Genomic DNA, 16,687 nt, shown 5'->3' with positions numbered 1-16,687 from the left:
CCGGCGGCGTGTCGCGATGTTGGAGCAGCCTTCTCCGGGGCACCGCGTATGTCGCTAGCGGCGACACGTTGCCATAATATGTCGATAGAAGCCGCGTTATTTTGTATAGAGTGATCGCGATCGTTCAAGATGCCTGAGCATCGCTTGCTCGGCCGCATCAGCATCATTTTCTGCAAGATGTGCGAGGATTTCCTCGTGTTCGACGAGCGTAAGCTTTTCCTTGCCTGTCCAGATCAGCATGTCCGTATGGTAGGTCTTCAACCATGCCAGCATGGCTTCACTGACCGCCGAGAAGATCGGATTGCCGGAAATCTGGGCAATACGCGTATGAAACTGCATATCGGCCGAAATGAAGTCCTCCGCGTGCCCGAGCGAGGCGCGCTGGCGTTCAATAATCGCGTGAAGGTCGTCGACATCCTTGGGAGTTGTGCGCATGGCTGCCTCGCGCGCCATCCCGCGCTCGAAGAAAATGCGTGCGCTCTTTAGCTGCTCGAGTGAATCCGACGACTGGGACAGCATGATCTTCGCTGTCAGATCGACCTGTCGGAAAATCGATTTTGCCGTGAGTTGAAGGACTTTCGCACGCTCGCCATGCGAAATGTTGACGAGACCCATCTTCGCAAGAGCCTGCATGGCCTCACGGATGGCGGGGCGTCCAACGCCGAAGTGTTCCATCAGAACGCGCTCGGACGGCATCTCGTCGCCGGGCTTCAATTCTCCCGATGTGATCAACCGCTCAAGCCGATCAAACACCTCATCCGATAGCTTTCGACGTACGATCTGCTCGACTGGCTCGCCCATGGCCCCCCGCTTTCTCAAAGCTTCCTCTCCCTTATGCATTTTTGATGCCGTGACGGAAGCCCATTCGAAAGCTGTTCCCAAATGCCGGCAAAAAAACCATTGCGGAAATTGGAATACTCATTATACCAGATCACCAGTTGACGCCATGTGAAAAATCATCGGCGAGAGGAGTATTCGGTCTCTTATGAGCATCATCATCACCTACCGTATCGAAACGCCCGGCAACATCGAGGCCATGGCCCGCAAGATCGCCAGCGATCAGTCGACCGGCACCTTCGTCGCCGTTCCCGGCGAAACGGAGGAGCTCAAAGCGCGCGTAGCGGCGCACGTTACAGCGATCCGTCCCCTCCCCGACAGAGAGCACCCTACCTGGCCGGAACTTCGCGATGGAGAAGGCCCGATCCACAGGGCCGATGTCGACATCGCCTTTCCGCTGGACGCGATCGGGACCGATCTGTCCGCGCTTATGACAATTGCGATCGGCGGCGTCTTTTCGATCAAGGGCATGACCGGCATACGCATCGTCGACATGACGCTGCCCGCGGCCTTCCGAGACGCCCATCCCGGCCCGCAGTTCGGCGTTGCCGGCAGTCTGCGTCTGACCGGCGTCAGCGGACGGCCGATTATCGGTACCATCGTCAAGCCGGCGCTCGGCCTGCGGCCGGCGGAAACGGCCGCGCTTGTTGGCGAATTGATCGGCTCCGGCGTCGATTTCATCAAGGATGACGAAAAGCTGATGAGCCCCGCCTACTCGCCGCTTAAGGAGCGCGTCGAGGCCATCATGCCGCTCATCCTCGATCACGAACAAAAGACGGGCAAGAAGGTGATGTATGCCTTCGGCATTTCACATGCCGATCCCGACGAGATGATGCGCAATCACGATCTGGTACTGAAGGCCGGCGGCAATTGCGCCGTCGTCAATATCAATTCGATCGGCTTCGGTGGCATGAGCTTCCTGCGCAAGCGGTCAGGGCTGGTTCTGCATGCGCATCGCAATGGCTGGGATGTGCTGACCCGCCATCCCGGCGCCGGCATGGATTTCAAGGTCTACCAGCAGTTCTGGCGCCTTCTCGGCGTCGATCAGTTTCAGATCAACGGCATCAGGGTCAAATACTGGGAGCCGGACGACAGTTTCGTCGAGTCCTTCAAGGCCATCAGCACGCCGCTCTTTGATCCATCCGACTGCCCGCTTCCCGTTGCAGGCTCCGGCCAATGGGGCGGTCAGGCGCCTGAGACCTATCAGCGCACAGGCAGAACCACGGATCTTCTCTATCTCTGCGGCGGCGGCATCGTCAGCCATCCTTTCGGGCCTGCTGCCGGCGTTCGCGCCATTCAGCAGGCCTGGCAGGCAGCGGTATCCGACATTCCGCTCTCCGACTATGCCAGGGACCATCCGGAACTCGCCGCCTCGATTGCGAAATTCAGCGACGGCAAGGACGCCTGAGAGCGATGTCCAAACTTCTTCTCAGTTATTATGGCGACGATTTCACCGGTTCGACCGACGTCATGGAGGCCCTTGCCTCCAATGGCGTACCGACTGCCCTCTTCCTTGGCATTCCAGACGAGGCCATGCTGGAGCGGTTCAAGGACTGCCGCGCCATCGGCATTGCCGGCACCAGCCGCAGCGAAACACCGCAATGGATGGACGAGCATTTGACACCTCAATTCAAATGGCTTCGGAACCTTGATGCCCCCATCTGCCACTACAAGGTCTGCTCGACCTTCGATTCCAGCCCGAGGGTCGGGAGCATCGGCAAAGCGATCGAGATCGGCAAGGCGCTTTTTGAGCAATCCGTCGTGCCCGTCATCGTCGGGGCGCCCCAGCTGAAGCGCTACACCGCCTTCGGCCATCTCTTTGCGGCCTATCAGGGCCGAGTGTTCCGGATCGACCGGCATCCGGTCATGAGCCGCCATCCGGTCACACCGATGGATGAGGCCGATCTGGCCGCGCATCTGAGCAAGCAAACATCTCGTCACGTTGGTCTGGCCGACCTCGTCACGATCCGCGCAGCCGATGCCGACGAGCGGATCGACAAACTGGCCGCAGCCGGCGAAACCATCCTGCTGCTTGACGTCGACGGTCCGGAAACGCAGGCCGCAGCCGGTCACCAGCTCTGGCGCCTTGCGAGCAAAGGCAACGCCTTCGTCGCCGGCTCCTCCGGCATTGAATATGCCCTTTTCAATGTCTGGCGCAACGCAGGCCTAATCGGCGAAAAGCCGGATTTCGCAACCCCGGGCAAGGTCGATCGCCTGGCGGTCGTCTCCGGCAGCGTATCGCCGACGACGGAGCGGCAAATCCGTCACGCCATGGCTGAAGGCTTCGACTGTGTGGATCTCGACCCGTTGGCGCTTATCGGCGAGCATGCCGCGCAGACACTGGATGCAGCCGTCGCGACAGGCATGGCCAGTCTGAAGGCTGGCCGCAGCGTCATTCTTCACACCGCGCTCGGCCCTTCGGCCGACCGCGGTGGCGACATCGACCGCATACCCGACGCCCGCCACCATCTCGGTCAGGCGCTGGGAACCATACTCCGGCGATTGATCGAGCAGGAAAACCTCGGTCGCGCCGTTATTGCCGGCGGAGATACATCGAGCCACGCTCTGAAGGAACTCCGTGTCGAGGCGCTGACGACGCTTCTTCCATTGCCGCAAACGCCTGGATCGCCGCTGTGCTCTGCCCATGGCGGCTATGCGCCCACCAACGGCCTGCAGATCGCATTGAAGGGCGGGCAGGTCGGGACCGACGACTATTTCGCGCAAATCCGGGCCGGCAGGGCATCTTAACCTCGCCGCATCAATCTAATGGCATACTCATTGACTCATCATACCACTTGCGCTACCACAATCTGAAAGTGAACGAGGTACCAATATGACTGCAATTGCTCTTTTCGGCGCCGGCGGCAAAATGGGCTACCGGCTCGCCAAGAACCTGAAAGGCTCGCGCTTTGACGTGCGCCATGTCGAGGTCAGCGATGCCGGCAAGGCTCGTTTGAAACATGATCTTTCCGTCGATTGCGTACCGGCCGACGCAGCACTCGACGGTGCCGAGGTCGTGATCCTCGCAGTGCCGGATACCGCGATCGGCAAGGTTGCCGCCGGCATCGTCGACAAGCTCAAGCCGGGCACCATGGTCGTTGCACTCGACGCTGCCGCACCCTTTGCCGGCCATTTGCCGCAGCGCCAAGATCTGACCTATTTCGTCACCCATCCATGCCATCCGCCAATCTTCAACGACGAGACCGAAATGCAGGCGAAGAAAGACCATTTCGGCGGTCTGTTTGCCAAGCAGCATATTGTTTCGGCACTGATGCAGGGACCCGAGAGCGCCTATGGCCTCGGCGAGGAAATCGCCAAGGTCATCTGGGCACCCGTCATGCGGTCGCACCGCGTCACCGTCGAGCAGATGGCGATGCTCGAGCCGGGCCTTTCCGAAACGGTTTGCGCCTCGCTATTGGTCATCATGCGCCAGGCCATGGACGAGTGCATCACCCGCGGAGTCCCGGCCGAAGCTGCCCGTGACTTCCTGCTCGGCCACATGAACGTGCTCGGCGCCGTCATCTTCAAGGAAGTCGACGGCGTGTTTTCCGACGCCTGCAACAAGGCCATCGAATTCGGCATTCCTGCCTTGATGCGCGACGACTGGAAGAAGGTCTTCGAACCACAGGAAATCGCAGAGAGCATCCGTCGCATCACCTGATCGACGTTCCCGGGGAGGGTATCGCCCTCCCTTCGCCGCCCTGCCGGGAACAGGGCCTGTTTCATAACTGGGAGGAGACCATGAAACTGACGCGTAAACTGACACTTGCAGCTTTTGCCGGTGTGCTTGCTCTGGGAACGGCAATGCCGGCCTTTTCGGGCGATCTGATTGCAATCATCACGCCAGCCCACGACAATCCGTTCTTCAAGGCCGAGGCGGTCGGCGCCGAAGCGAAGGCGAAAGAGCTGGGTTATGAAGCGCTCGTGATGACCCATGACGACGATGCCAACAAGCAGTCTGAGGTCATCGACACGGCAATCGGGCGCGGTGCCAAGGCGATCATTCTCGACAATGCCGGCGCAGATGCGACCGTCGCCGCCGTCAAGAAGGCCAAGGATGCAGGCATCCCCTCCTTCCTTATCGACCGTGAGATCAACGCCACCGGCGTGGCGGCGGCCCAGATCGTTTCCAACAACTATCAGGGCGCCCAGCTCGGTGCCCAGGAATTCGTCAAGCTGATGGGCGAGAAGGGCAATTACGTCGAGCTTGTTGGCAAGGAATCCGACACCAATGCCGGCATCCGTTCCCAGGGCTATCATGACGTCATCAATGATTTTCCGGACCTGAAACTCGTCGCCAAGCAGTCGGCAAACTGGAGCCAGACCGAGGCATACGCCAAGATGGAAACCATCCTCCAGGCAAATCCGGACATCAAGGGAGTGATCTCCGGCAATGACACGATGGCGATGGGGGCGATTGCCGCACTTCAGGCAGCCGGCCGCAAGGATGTGATCGTTGTTGGCTTCGATGGGTCGAACGACGTGCGCGATTCCATCAAGGCAGGCGGCATCAAGGCAACCGTGCTTCAGCCAGCCTATGCCCAGGCACAGATGGCGGTGCAGCAGGCCGACGCCTATGTCAAGAACAAGACCCTGCCCAAGGACGAGAAGCAATTGATGGATTGTATCCTCGTCAACGCCGGCAATGCCGACAAGCTCGAAACCTTCGCGCTCAAGAACTAACGGCAACCCATGCAGCGGCGGAGAGCGTGCATCACGCTCTCCGCATTGTTTCAGCGAGAAATTGAGGTGCATTGCATGGCGAGGATCGTTGGGGTGATTGCGGCCATCATGCTGGTCACAGCATTGCCCGGATGCAAGATCGTCAAGACGCCGACCGCCGAAGAAAAAGCTGCAGCGGAAGCAAAGAACGCTTTCGATCCGGCTGCCAGGGTCGATGCGATCTGGCAGTCGCAGGCGATACCGGATCTTGATAGGCGCGCCGGCGACCTGAAAGCGGTGCAGCAACTTGCTGCCGCAAGCCCGGATGAAGCCGGAGCCAAGTTCGGCAACCCGCGCAAGCAGTCCGGCTCGCCATGGACCTATGCCGTGAAACTCAGCGGCAGGATCGTCGCGGCGGATACGACCTCCCGCGCTGCCACAGTGGATGTGGACGTCGATGGCGATGGCAAAGCCGACGCGAAGGTCCAGATCGGGCCTGCCATCCGCGGAACGGCAATTCGCGATGCGCTTGAGTTCGTCGATTTCAACAGTTTCAAGAACCAGATCGAATGGGCGCAGTTTGGCAAGGCTTTCAATGAGAAGGCCAATGCGTCATTCCTTGCCGCCCTGCCCCGTGACGGTCTCGTCGGCAAGTCGATCAATGTCACAGGCGCATTCCCCCGACCCGCCTCCGGGCAGTTGCCTCTGATAACGCCTTCAGCTCTGACTTTGGGCCAATGACGATGGGCACCACATCCGGCAATGACATTATCCTGCGCCTGGAAGAGGTCTCCAAGGTCTATTCCGGCATCGTCGCGGTGAAGCGCGCCAATCTCGAGCTCCGTCGCGGCTCCGTCAATGTTCTGGTCGGCGAAAACGGCGCCGGCAAGTCGACGCTGATGAAGATCATAGCAGGCGTCGAACGCCCGACGTCCGGTCGCATCCTACTTGAGGGCCAGGAGGTCTCCTTCAGCAATCCGGCCGATGCACAGGCACGCGGCATCGGCATGATTTTCCAGGAGCTCAACCTCTTCGCCAACATGTCCGTCGCCGAGAACATGTTCGCGACGCGTGAAATCACGCGCGGCATTCTCGGCATCGATCACAAGGCACAGATCGAACGGGCGAATGGGTTCCTGAAGAAGCTGGACGCCGACATCAGTGCCGAGACCATGGTTGAGGATCTTCCCATCGGGCAGCAGCAACTGGTCGAGATCGCCAAGGCGATTTCGCTTGATGCTCGCATTCTGATCATGGACGAACCAACATCGGCGCTTTCGGCTGCCGAGGTCGATATTCTCTTCAAGGTGATTGCCGAGCTGAAGGCACAGGGCGTTGCGATCGTCTATATCTCGCACCGGTTGGAAGAGCTCATGCGCATCGGCGACTTCATCACCGTTTTGCGCGACGGGCAGATCACAGGCCAGGCCATGGTTCGCGACATCGATACGCAGTGGATCGTCCGCTCGATGATCGGGTCCGATGCCAAGGACTTTGCCAAATCCGGCAAGCACACCATCGGGGGCGAAGCCTTTCGCGCTGAGGATATCAGCCTGCCGAGGCGCACCGGCGGCCTTGCCGTCGATCATGTCTCGCTTTCCGTGCACGCCGGCGAAATCCTCGGCATATATGGCCTTATGGGCGCCGGTCGCAGCGAATTCTTCGAATGCGTGATGGGCCGGCACGCGCATTCGACCGGGCGAATTTTCATTAAGGGCGAGGAGGTCCGCGCCCGTGATACCACCCGACGCATCCGCAAGGGGCTGGCCCTGATCCCCGAAGATCGCCAGCGCGAAGGATTGGTGCAGGTCCTGTCGATCGCCAGCAATTTGACGCTTGCGAGCCTCGGTCGCTTCGCCCGCCTCTTCGTTCACATCGATGCAGCCGCGGAAAAGACCGCCATTCACGCCATGATCCGCGATCTCGCGATCAAGGCGCCCAATCCTGATTTCGAGGTCACCTCCATGTCGGGCGGCAACCAGCAGAAGGTGGTTATCGGCAAGGCCTTGATGACGGACCCGAAGGTGCTCTTCATGGATGAACCGAGCCGCGGCATCGACGTCGGCGCCAAGGCCGATGTCTTCCGCACCATGCGCCGGCTCGCCGGCAACGGGCTGGCAATCTTGTTTTCAACATCGGACCTTGAAGAGGTCATGGCCCTTTCAGACCGCATCGCCGTACTCAGCAACGGCAAGCTCGTGACCATTCTCGACAGACGCGAAGCCACCGAAGAGGCCATCATCGCAGCATCGGCCAAGGGACACGGACATACAGGGAAACTCGCATCATGACGGCAGACACATCCTCCGCCTTTGCGGCCAAAAGCTCGAACGGCTCCGTCCTCCTGACATTGATGAAGCTCAGGACTTTCATTGCGCTCTTTGCGGTGATCATCTTCTTTGCGATCTTCGCGCCGAACTTCACCTCGACCGCCAACATCATCCTGATGTCGAAACACGTGGCGCTCAACGCCTTTCTCGCCATGGGCATGACCTTCGTAATCGTGACCGGCGGCATTGACCTCTCCGTGGGTTCGATCGTCGGACTTTGCGGCATGGTGGCCGGCGCCCTCATTCTCAACGGCGTCGAACTGCCGATCGGCTATACCGTCTACTTCAACATCTACGAGATCATCCTCATCACCCTTGCCGTCGGGCTGCTGATCGGGCTCATCAACGGCCTGCTCATCACCAAGCTCACCGTCGCACCCTTCATCGCGACCCTTGGAACGCTCTATGTCGCCCGCGGCCTGGCGCTCCTGTCTTCCGACGGCCAGACCTTTCCGAACCTGATCGGGCGGGCGGAATATGACACGACCGGTTTCGACGTTTTCGGCGCCGGACGCCTGTTCGGCCTTCCGGTTTCGATCTGGATCCTGATCGTTCTGGCGCTGATCGCCACCTACGTTTCTCGCTCGACGCCGATTGGCCGGCACATCTTCGCCGTCGGCGGAAACGAGCGCGCCGCGCGCATGTCCGGCATTCGCGTCGATGTGGTCAAGATCTTCGTCTATATGTTCTCCGGCCTGTGTGCCGCCATCGTCGGCATCGTCATTTCGTCGGAGCTGATGGCGGCGCATCCCGCAACGGGTGAAAGTTTCGAACTGAATGCGATTGCCGCAGCAGTACTTGGCGGCACCTCCATGTCGGGCGGTCGCGGCACCATAGGCGGCACGATCATCGGCGCCTTCGTCATCGGCATCCTTTCCGACGGCTTGGTGATGATGGGCGTGTCATCCTTCTGGCAGATGGTCATCAAGGGGCTGGTCATTATCATCGCTGTTGTCGTGGACCAGGCGCAGCGACGCCTGCAGCAGCGCGTCACTCTCATGCAAATGGCAAAGGCAGGTTGAAATGGTGGAACTCAAAGGTGCGTTGATCGGTTGCGGTTTCTTCGCAATCAATCAGATGCACGCGTGGCAGGACGTGAAGGGTGCTCAAATCGTCGCGATCTGCGACCGGGACCTCGAGCGACTGAAGCTCGTCGGCGACCAGTTCTGCATCGAGCGTCGTTATAGTGATGCTGCGGCCATGTTTGCGGATGGCGGCTTCGATTTTGTCGACATCGCAACGACGGTGGCAAGTCACCGCGCTCTGGTGGAAATGGCGGCTTCCCATAAAGTCCCGGCGATCTGCCAGAAGCCCTTTGCAAAGACCCTGAGCGATGCCAAGGCAATGGTTGCCTTCTGCGCCCAGGCCGGCGTGCCGCTGATGGTGCATGAGAATTTCCGCTGGCAGACGCCCATCCAGGCGGTCAAGACGGTTCTCCGATCGGGTGCGATCGGCGAGCCCTTCTGGGGCCGTTTCTCCTTCCGGTCCGGCTTTGATGTTTTCTCCGGCCAGCCCTATCTTGCCGAAGGCGAGCGCTTCATCATCGAGGATCTCGGCATCCATACGCTCGACATCGCCCGCTTCATTCTCGGTGATGTCGCCACGCTGACGGCCCGCACGAAGCGGGTCAATCCGGCGATCAAGGGCGAGGATGTCGCCACGATCCTGCTCGACCACGAGAGCGGCGCGACATCGATCGTCGACGTCAGCTATGCCTCCAGGCTTTCCACGGAGCCCTTCCCGGAAACGCTGATTGAACTCGACGGCACGAAGGGTTCGATCAGGCTGTCGCAGGGCTATCGTCTCGAGGTTACCGGACCCGATGGCGTTGCGATCTCCGATGTCTCGCCAGAGCTTCTCTCCTGGGCGTCGCGCCCCTGGCACAATATCCAGGAAAGCGTTCTGGCGATCCAGCAGCATTGGGCGGACCGTCTGGCAGACGGCACCGAGACATCCACGTCCGGAGCAGACAATCTCAAAACGCTCGCGCTTGTCGAAGCGGCCTACGATAGTGCAGCGAGCGGACATACGGTCGATATCGGAGCATTGCTGCAATGACGACCAAGATCGATCCGTTTCAGCTCTACGGCACGCGTGAGACGGAAACGTCCCCCACAAGATTGACGGCAGGCCCGCTCACCGCGGATTTCAAGGACGGGAACCTGCGGACCATTTGCTATGATGGCGCCGAAGTTTTGCGAGCCGTTTCCTATCTGGTTCGCGATCGGGACTGGGGCACCTATGCGCCTCGCATCGACGATCTGCGGATCGATCAGCGTGAGGGCGGCTTTTCGGTAACCTACATTGCGCGCTGCGCGGGGCCTTTTGACACAGAGCTGGCGATCGAGGTGAGAATTGCTGCCGAAGAGGGCGAAGCGCTGGTCTTTGAAGCGGAAGCACATTCCGCAACCGGGTTCGAAACCAACCGCTGCGGCTTTTGTATCCTGCATCCGATCATCGGGGTTGCTGGCATGCCGGTGTCCGTCGAGCATGTTGATGGCTCGCATGAGGACACACATTTTCCCGACCTTATCGAGCCTTGGCAGCCCTTCAAGGACATGCGCGCAATTACCCATAGCGTCTCACCGCATATCACGGCCGAGTGCCGCATGGAGGGCGATACTTTCGAAATGGAAGACCAGCGCAACTGGTCCGATGCCTCCTATAAGACCTATGTTCGCCCCCTCGCCTTGCCGTGGCCCTATCATCTTCCCGCCGGCGATCGGGTGGGGCAACGCGTCGTTCTCACCCTTGGCGACATGCGGCGCTCGACGCGCACGCCGGCGACCGCTGCGCGTCCGATCACGCTGAGCCTCGGAGACAGGTCCGGTACCATGCCGGCAATCGGGCTTCTGATCACGCCCGAGGACGCCGAGGCCACCCTTCTAGCCCGCGACCGGCTGCGTGAAATCGCGCCGCAGGAGCTTCTGTTTCATTTCGATCCCGGCGCGGGACACGGCATCGATGCACTCAAGTCGTTTGCGGCCATTGCAGCAGGTCATACCGGGCGATCAACCGTGGAAATCGCCTTGCCGTGCCGTCTTCCCCCTTTTGCTGAAACGCAGCAAATCGCCACTTTGATGCGAGATGCGGGCTTCAAGCCCGATGCCTTGGTGATATCACCGTCGGTTGACCGGCAATCGACGCCGCCGGGCAGCAAGTGGCCTGAATGCCCGCCTCTCGAAGAAGTCTATGCAGCCGCTCGCGCCACCTTTGTCGATATGCGTCTTGGCGGCGGCATGCTGAGCTATTTTACCGAGCTCAATCGCAAACGCGTTCCCGCGGACATGCTTGCATTCATCACCCACTGCACCAATCCGATCGTGCATGCAGCCGACGATCTCAGCGTCATGCAAACGCTGGAAGCACTTCCCTTCATCACGCGCTCGGTGCGCAGCATCTACGGCGACAAGCCCTACCGCATCGGCCCTTCGACGATACCGATGCGACAGAACCCGTATGGCAGCCGGACCATGGACAATCCGTGCGGCGGGCGCATCGCCATGGCCAATGAAGATCCACGGCACAATGCGCGTTTCGGCAATGCCTTCGCATTTGGCTATACTGCTCGCATCCTCGATGCCGGATTGGAATGCCTGACGCTTTCGGCGCTAACCGGGACCTTCGGGGTGATCGCTGCAGAGGGTGAACCCTCAGCGCCCGGAACGCCACGGCCGCTCTTTGCTGCAGTCTCCACCCTGTCTCGGCTTGCGGGACGCAACTGGCAGGAATGCCTCTCATCCGATCCGACCGCAGTTCTCGCCTTCATCACCGGAACTCTCGGGCTATCGCGACAACTCCACCTGGTCAACATCACCCCTCGCCCGCAGGAGATCGGGCTTGGAGAGTTCCGACTGATGAAACATCCGGGAAGCAGACGGTTGACGCTCGAAGCCTATGCGACGGCTTCTCTGGATCTGGCGGGCTGACATCATCTCCAGCGAGCTCTTTGCACTTCCGGCGCCGAAGAGGGCCAATAGACGCCACATCGGAGAAAGCAAGCCGCCGCCGACGGCGGCGGTGCCTGGCGAGGGCAAGTTGGTGGCAGAGGATGGCTGCGCTTAAGAGTGAATAGTATCGCAATGCTGATTAGCTCATCATACCAGTTGACATGTTGATAACTATTTGCCAAAACCGCCATCAGCTTTGCTCAGAGGAGGATGGGAGATGGCTATCAACACCAAATATGCGCGTTGGTTCGGTGCTGCGGCGATCGCTGCGGCGGCATTTTCAGCAACCAATGTTGCGGCAGAAGATCTGACGATGTGGACGCTGAACTTCGACAATGGCGCCGCAAACGGCGCATTGAAGAAAGTCGCGAAAGACTTCGAGGCGGCCAATCCCGGCACTCACGTCGAAATCGTCCAGCGCGGCGTCGACGAGCATAAGACCGCACTGCGCGTGGCGGCAGGCTCCAGCAAGGGCCCGGACATCTATTTCAGCTGGGCAGGCCTCGGCCTCGGCGGCGAATATGTGAAAGCAGGCCTATCGCTGCCGCTCGATAAATACTACACCCAATACAAGTGGGCTGATGAGCTGCTTCCATCTGCAGCGGCCTTTGCCGATCTTTACCCGGGTGGCAAGCATGGCGTCCCCTTCACCTTCAAGGGCGAGGCGATCTACTACAACAAGAAGCTCTTCCAGAAGGCCGGCATCGCCCAGGAACCGAAGACCTATGAGGAGTTGCTTGCCGCGGCCGACAAGCTCAAGACGGCGGGAATTCCGGCCTTCACCTTTGGCGGCTCGGTCAATTGGCATGTCATGCGCCTGATGGACGTACTGCTCGAAACAAAATGCGGTGCTGACAAGCATGACGCATTGATGGCCATGAAGGCCGACTGGACGAAGGAAGCCTGTGCAACCGACGCCTTCAGCGAATTTGCCAAGTGGACGAAGGACTACACGCTGAAGCCGTTCATGGGCATCAGCAATCAGCAGTCTTATACACTGTTCGTCGCCGGCCGTGCTGCAATGATGCTCGAAGGCGACTGGCTGGTCAGCCAGCTGAGTGGCAGCAAGGCCAACCTCGACGACTACGGCGTTATACCCTTCCCGACGAATACGAACCGCCTTTATGGCTTCGCCGAATACAATTACGTCAGCACCAAGAGCAAGAACCCCGATCTTGCCGCCAAATTCCTCGACTATTTCCTGTCGACCAAGGTGCAGCAGGATCTCGTCGGCCAGATCAGCTCGATCTCGGTCAACAAGAATGTGCAGTATAAGGACCAGAAGCCGCTCGAGGCGAAATGGCTTGAGATCTTCAAGACCTACAGCAAGGTCTACATGAATGGCGACCAGGCCTTCCCGCTTGACGTCACCACCGAATACTTCCGGGTGATCAACGACGTCGCTTCCGGCAACATTCAGCCGGCCGATGCTGTCAAGCAGCTGCAGAGCTTCATCTCCGGTCGCACCTGATCGATCGAGGGAGGCCGCCACTCCGATTGCCAATCGCGGCGGACGGCTTCCCTCACCCTCATGCCCAAGCGTCTCTTGCCGCCGGGAGCAACCAGAATGTCATTGCGCAACAGAACCCAGGATCCCCGCGTTCAGGCAGCAATATTGCTTGCGCCGGCCATGCTGATCTACGCGATTTTCGCGCTTTATCCGATGCTGAACGTGGTGGTGCTGAGCTTCCAGAAATGGAACGGCCTCGATCCGCAGCGCCCGTTCGTCGGCCTGGCGAACTACCAATATATCTTCACACAGGATCCGGTCTTCTGGGTGGCGTTCCGCAACACCGTGATCTGGACGATCATGTGCGTGATCTTTCCGCCCATGGTCGGTCTGTTGCTGGCCCTCAGCCTCAATCAGAGGCTCTTTGCCCGCAATACCTTCCGCGCCATCTTCTACCTGCCAGTCATCATCGCCCCGATCGCGGTCGCGACCATGTGGAAGTGGATGTACGATCCATTCTTCGGCCTCTTCACCGAAATCCTGACTTCGATAGGTCTGCAGGACTGGATCCAGGACTGGCTCGGCAACAAGGATATCGCGCTCTATTCCGTCTTCGTTGCCTATCTCTGGCAGTCCGTCGGCTTCTCCATGGTTCTGTTTCTTGCCGGTCTGCAGAATGTCTCGCAGACGCTGGTCGAGGCAGCCCGCATCGACGGCGCGGGACGCTTCAATATCTTCCGCTACGTGACCCTGCCGGCGCTACGCACGACCTTGACCATCGTGCTGGTGCTCTCGGTCATCTCCTCGCTGAAAGCCTTCGATATCGTCTACGGCCTGACCGGTGGCGGCCCGGCGCAATCCACCCAGATGCTGGCACTGTGGGCGTTCACCCAAGCCATGCAGATCTTCGATTTCGGCCGCGGTGCTGCGATCTCGGTCGTGCTCCTGCTGATCACCATCGTCGTCGTCATTCCCTATCTGCGCTGGACGCAGAAGCACGAGGAGGCCGAACAATGACGGCAGCATCGGCAACATCAATGTCAGACAGCTTCGAGACCGTCATTCCGGCGAAGCGCAAGCGCGATCCTGTCTTGATCGGCCTGTGGATCGCGCTGCTCATCGTCGCCGCGATCTGGCTTGCGCCCTTCGTGTTCATCGTCTTTACCTCGTTGAAGACCCAGGCCGACGTGACGTCGACCGGCGCGTTCATGCCTCCGCTCGAGCCGGCCTTTGACAACTATTCAAGCGCCTGGGGGCGCGGCAATTTCGCAAGCGCCTTCTTAAACAGCGCGATCATTACCGTGATCAAAGTGCCGATCGGGCTCCTTCTCTCGGCAATGGCGGCCTATGCGCTTGCCAAGATCCGCCTGAAGTTCAACAAGCTGCTGCTGCTCGCAATCGTCTTCGGCACCATGATCCCCTTTCAGGTGATGCTGGCGCCGCTGTTTACGCTGGTCAACTCACTCGGGCTGATCGACACCTATCCCGGCGTGATCCTGCCTTACATTGCCTTCGGCGTGCCCTACCAGGTCTTTATCCTGCACGGGTTCTTCAGAGGCATTCCGAAGGAACTGTCGGAAGCAGCCCTGATCGATGGCGCAAGCCACTTCACCATCTTTCGGCGGATATTCCTGCCCGTCTGCCTGCCGGTCCTTGCCGCATTGTTGATCCTCGATTTCGTCTCCACCTGGAACGAATTCGCAATGGCGCTCGTGCTTTTGCAGGACCAGCACATGTGGACACTGCCGCTCGGGCTGATGTCATTCCAGGGCCAGTTTTCCAATGATTACGGCCAGTTGAACGCGGCAATCGTCATGACCGTGCTGCCGGCCACCATCGTCTATCTGATCTTCCAGCGCTACTTCGTCTCCGGCCTTACCTCCGGCGCCGTCAAGGGCTGAGCGGTCGCACCATCCATATATCTTCCGAGGAGAATTTCATGTCCAACGCGTCCGTCGAAAAATGGGGTGTCTTCGAAGCGGCCCTAAACGGCCCTTCTAGTGGCAATCCCTATCTCGATGTAGCATTTGATGCCGTTTTCAGCCAGAACAGCCGCGAGGTTCGCGTGCCCGGCTTTTACGATGGCGACGGCGTCTATCGCGTTCGCTTCATGCCCGACAATGAAGGCGAATGGTCGTTCCGCACACGCTCGAAGACATCGGAACTGGATGGCAAGACCGGTTCCTTCGTCGCGACCAAGCCCTCGACGGGCAACCATGGCCCCGTCCACGTCCACAACAAGTTCCACTTTGCCTATGCCGACGGCAAGCCGTTCCTGTCCTTCGGCACCACCTGCTATGCCTGGACGCACCAGCCACTCGACATGCAGGCCCAGACACTCGAGACACTGAAGACGTCGCGCTTCAACAAGATCCGCATGGGCGTCTTCCCCAAGGACTATCCCTATAATGTCAACGAGCCGCTTTACGCCTGCTTCGAAGTGGATGCGGACGGCAGGCAAGACTTCGATCGCCCGAACCCGGTCCTCTTCCGCCATTTCGAGAACCAAGTCGCAGCCCTTTGCAAACTCGGCATCGAAGCCGACATCATCATGTTCCACCCCTACGACCGCTGGGGCTATGCCGACATGTCGGCCGAACAGGATTTCCGCTATGTCGCCTATCTCGCCGCACGCCTTGCCGCCTATCGCAACGTCTGGTGGGCGCTTGCCAACGAATATGATTTCCTTCTCGACACCAAGCCGCTGCAGCAGTGGGATCGTTACTTCCACATTCTCGAAGAGAACGACCCCTACGGCCATCTGAAGTCGATCCATAACGGCGAGCCGACGATGAACTTCGATCATCGCAAGCCCTGGGTCACCCATACCTGCATCCAGAACTGGGATGTGAAGCGCACGCAGGAATGGCGTGAGGCCTATGGCAAGCCGGTCGTCAACGACGAGCCGGAATATGAGGGCAACATCATCCAGTCCTGGGGCAACCTGACGGCGCAGGAGCTTGTCCATCGCTTCTGGATCACGGTCACGCGCGGCGGCTATGCCGGGCACGGCGAAACCTATTCGCATCCGCAAGATCTGATCTGGTGGGCGAAAGGCGGCGAACTGCGTGGTGAAGCCTGGAAGCGCATCGGTTTCCTGCGCGATCTTCTGGAAGAGGATGTCGTCAACGGCCTCGAGCCGATGGCGTCCTTCGGCGAATGGCCATGGACACGCGTCTCCGGCGCCCGCGACGGCGATGTCAGCTACATCTATCTCGGCGAACATCAGCCCGTCGTCTGGTCAACCGGCCTGCCGAAGCACGGAACCGACTATGAGGTCGACATCATCGACACGTGGGAAATGACCATCACGCCGGCCAAAAAGGTGGAGGCACCGATCCCGCATCCGACGCGCCATGGCGCGATCGTGCGCGGCGGCAAAGCCGATGCCGCCTTCGGCGTAGAACTGCCCGGCAAGCCATACCAGGCGCTCCGCATCCGCAAGAAGCGCTGATCCA

At 59.7% G+C, this 16,687-nt stretch carries 14 protein-coding genes; 13 read left to right on the top strand and 1 reads right to left on the bottom strand.

Annotated features, from left to right (window positions below):
- Positions 1 to 96 precede the first annotated feature (96 nt).
- Positions 97 to 801, bottom strand: a complete 705-nt coding sequence (locus tag ACIQJ2_RS25505) for a transcriptional regulator NanR (protein ID WP_400671765.1) — start codon at positions 799 to 801, stop codon at positions 97 to 99.
- Positions 802 to 985: 184 nt separating this feature from the next.
- On the opposite strand from ACIQJ2_RS25505, the gene oiaX reads away from it, so the two are divergent.
- From oiaX to ACIQJ2_RS25440, 13 genes are all read left to right on the top strand, one after another.
- Positions 986 to 2,245 carry a 3-oxo-isoapionate-4-phosphate decarboxylase OiaX gene (oiaX, locus tag ACIQJ2_RS25500; protein ID WP_400671303.1) on the top strand — a complete coding sequence of 420 codons (1,260 nt, stop codon included), beginning with the start codon at positions 986 to 988 and terminating at the stop codon, positions 2,243 to 2,245.
- A gap of 5 nt (positions 2,246 to 2,250) precedes the next feature.
- Positions 2,251 to 3,585 carry a four-carbon acid sugar kinase family protein gene (locus tag ACIQJ2_RS25495; protein WP_400671306.1) on the top strand — a complete coding sequence of 445 codons (1,335 nt, stop codon included), beginning with the start codon at positions 2,251 to 2,253 and terminating at the stop codon, positions 3,583 to 3,585.
- Between the two features lie 85 nt (positions 3,586 to 3,670).
- Positions 3,671 to 4,498 carry a phosphogluconate dehydrogenase C-terminal domain-containing protein gene (locus tag ACIQJ2_RS25490; protein ID WP_184707220.1) on the top strand — a complete coding sequence of 276 codons (828 nt, stop codon included), beginning with the start codon at positions 3,671 to 3,673 and terminating at the stop codon, positions 4,496 to 4,498.
- An 80-nt stretch (positions 4,499 to 4,578) separates the two neighbouring features.
- Positions 4,579 to 5,520, top strand: coding sequence for a D-ribose ABC transporter substrate-binding protein (locus ACIQJ2_RS25485; protein WP_400671310.1), 942 nt, complete (start codon positions 4,579 to 4,581; stop codon positions 5,518 to 5,520).
- Between the two features lie 75 nt (positions 5,521 to 5,595).
- The gene (locus ACIQJ2_RS25480; protein ID WP_400671313.1) at positions 5,596 to 6,240 is read left to right on the top strand and encodes a DUF2291 family protein; all 645 of its coding nucleotides are present in this window, start codon (positions 5,596 to 5,598) and stop codon (positions 6,238 to 6,240) included.
- 2 nt (positions 6,241 to 6,242) lie between these two features.
- Complete coding sequence (locus ACIQJ2_RS25475) at positions 6,243 to 7,790, top strand: sugar ABC transporter ATP-binding protein (RefSeq protein ID WP_400671316.1); 1,548 nt, start codon at positions 6,243 to 6,245, stop codon at positions 7,788 to 7,790.
- Positions 7,787 to 8,851 (top strand): ABC transporter permease, encoded by a 1,065-nt coding sequence (locus tag ACIQJ2_RS25470; protein ID WP_400671319.1) that lies wholly within the window; start codon positions 7,787 to 7,789, stop codon positions 8,849 to 8,851. Before ACIQJ2_RS25475 ends, ACIQJ2_RS25470 begins: the two co-directional genes overlap by 4 nt.
- Position 8,852: 1 nt before the next feature.
- The gene (locus tag ACIQJ2_RS25465) at positions 8,853 to 9,887 is read left to right on the top strand and encodes a Gfo/Idh/MocA family protein (protein WP_400671321.1); all 1,035 of its coding nucleotides are present in this window, start codon (positions 8,853 to 8,855) and stop codon (positions 9,885 to 9,887) included.
- Complete coding sequence (locus ACIQJ2_RS25460) at positions 9,884 to 11,758, top strand: hypothetical protein (protein WP_400671324.1); 1,875 nt, start codon at positions 9,884 to 9,886, stop codon at positions 11,756 to 11,758. Before ACIQJ2_RS25465 ends, ACIQJ2_RS25460 begins: the two co-directional genes overlap by 4 nt.
- Positions 11,759 to 11,996: 238 nt before the next feature.
- On the top strand, positions 11,997 to 13,250 hold the full coding sequence (locus tag ACIQJ2_RS25455; RefSeq protein WP_400671327.1) for an ABC transporter substrate-binding protein: 1,254 nt from the start codon (positions 11,997 to 11,999) through the stop codon (positions 13,248 to 13,250).
- 96 nt (positions 13,251 to 13,346) lie between these two features.
- Positions 13,347 to 14,246, top strand: a complete 900-nt coding sequence (locus tag ACIQJ2_RS25450; RefSeq protein ID WP_400671330.1) for a carbohydrate ABC transporter permease — start codon at positions 13,347 to 13,349, stop codon at positions 14,244 to 14,246.
- Entirely contained in the window at positions 14,243 to 15,130 is an 888-nt protein-coding gene (locus tag ACIQJ2_RS25445) for a carbohydrate ABC transporter permease (RefSeq protein WP_400671333.1), read from the top strand. The genes ACIQJ2_RS25450 and ACIQJ2_RS25445 overlap by 4 nt, the downstream gene beginning before the upstream one ends.
- A gap of 38 nt (positions 15,131 to 15,168) precedes the next feature.
- A complete protein-coding gene (locus ACIQJ2_RS25440; protein WP_400671336.1) occupies positions 15,169 to 16,683 on the top strand; it encodes a DUF5060 domain-containing protein in 1,515 nt (504 codons plus the stop codon).
- Positions 16,684 to 16,687 lie beyond the last annotated feature (4 nt).

The sequence above is a fragment of the Rhizobium sp. NPDC092011 genome (genome assembly GCF_044756305.1).
In the GTDB taxonomy this organism is placed as follows: domain Bacteria; phylum Pseudomonadota; class Alphaproteobacteria; order Rhizobiales; family Rhizobiaceae; genus Rhizobium.
The sequence above is the reverse complement of the archived record's forward strand: the minus strand, read 5'-3'. Positions and strand labels throughout refer to the sequence as shown.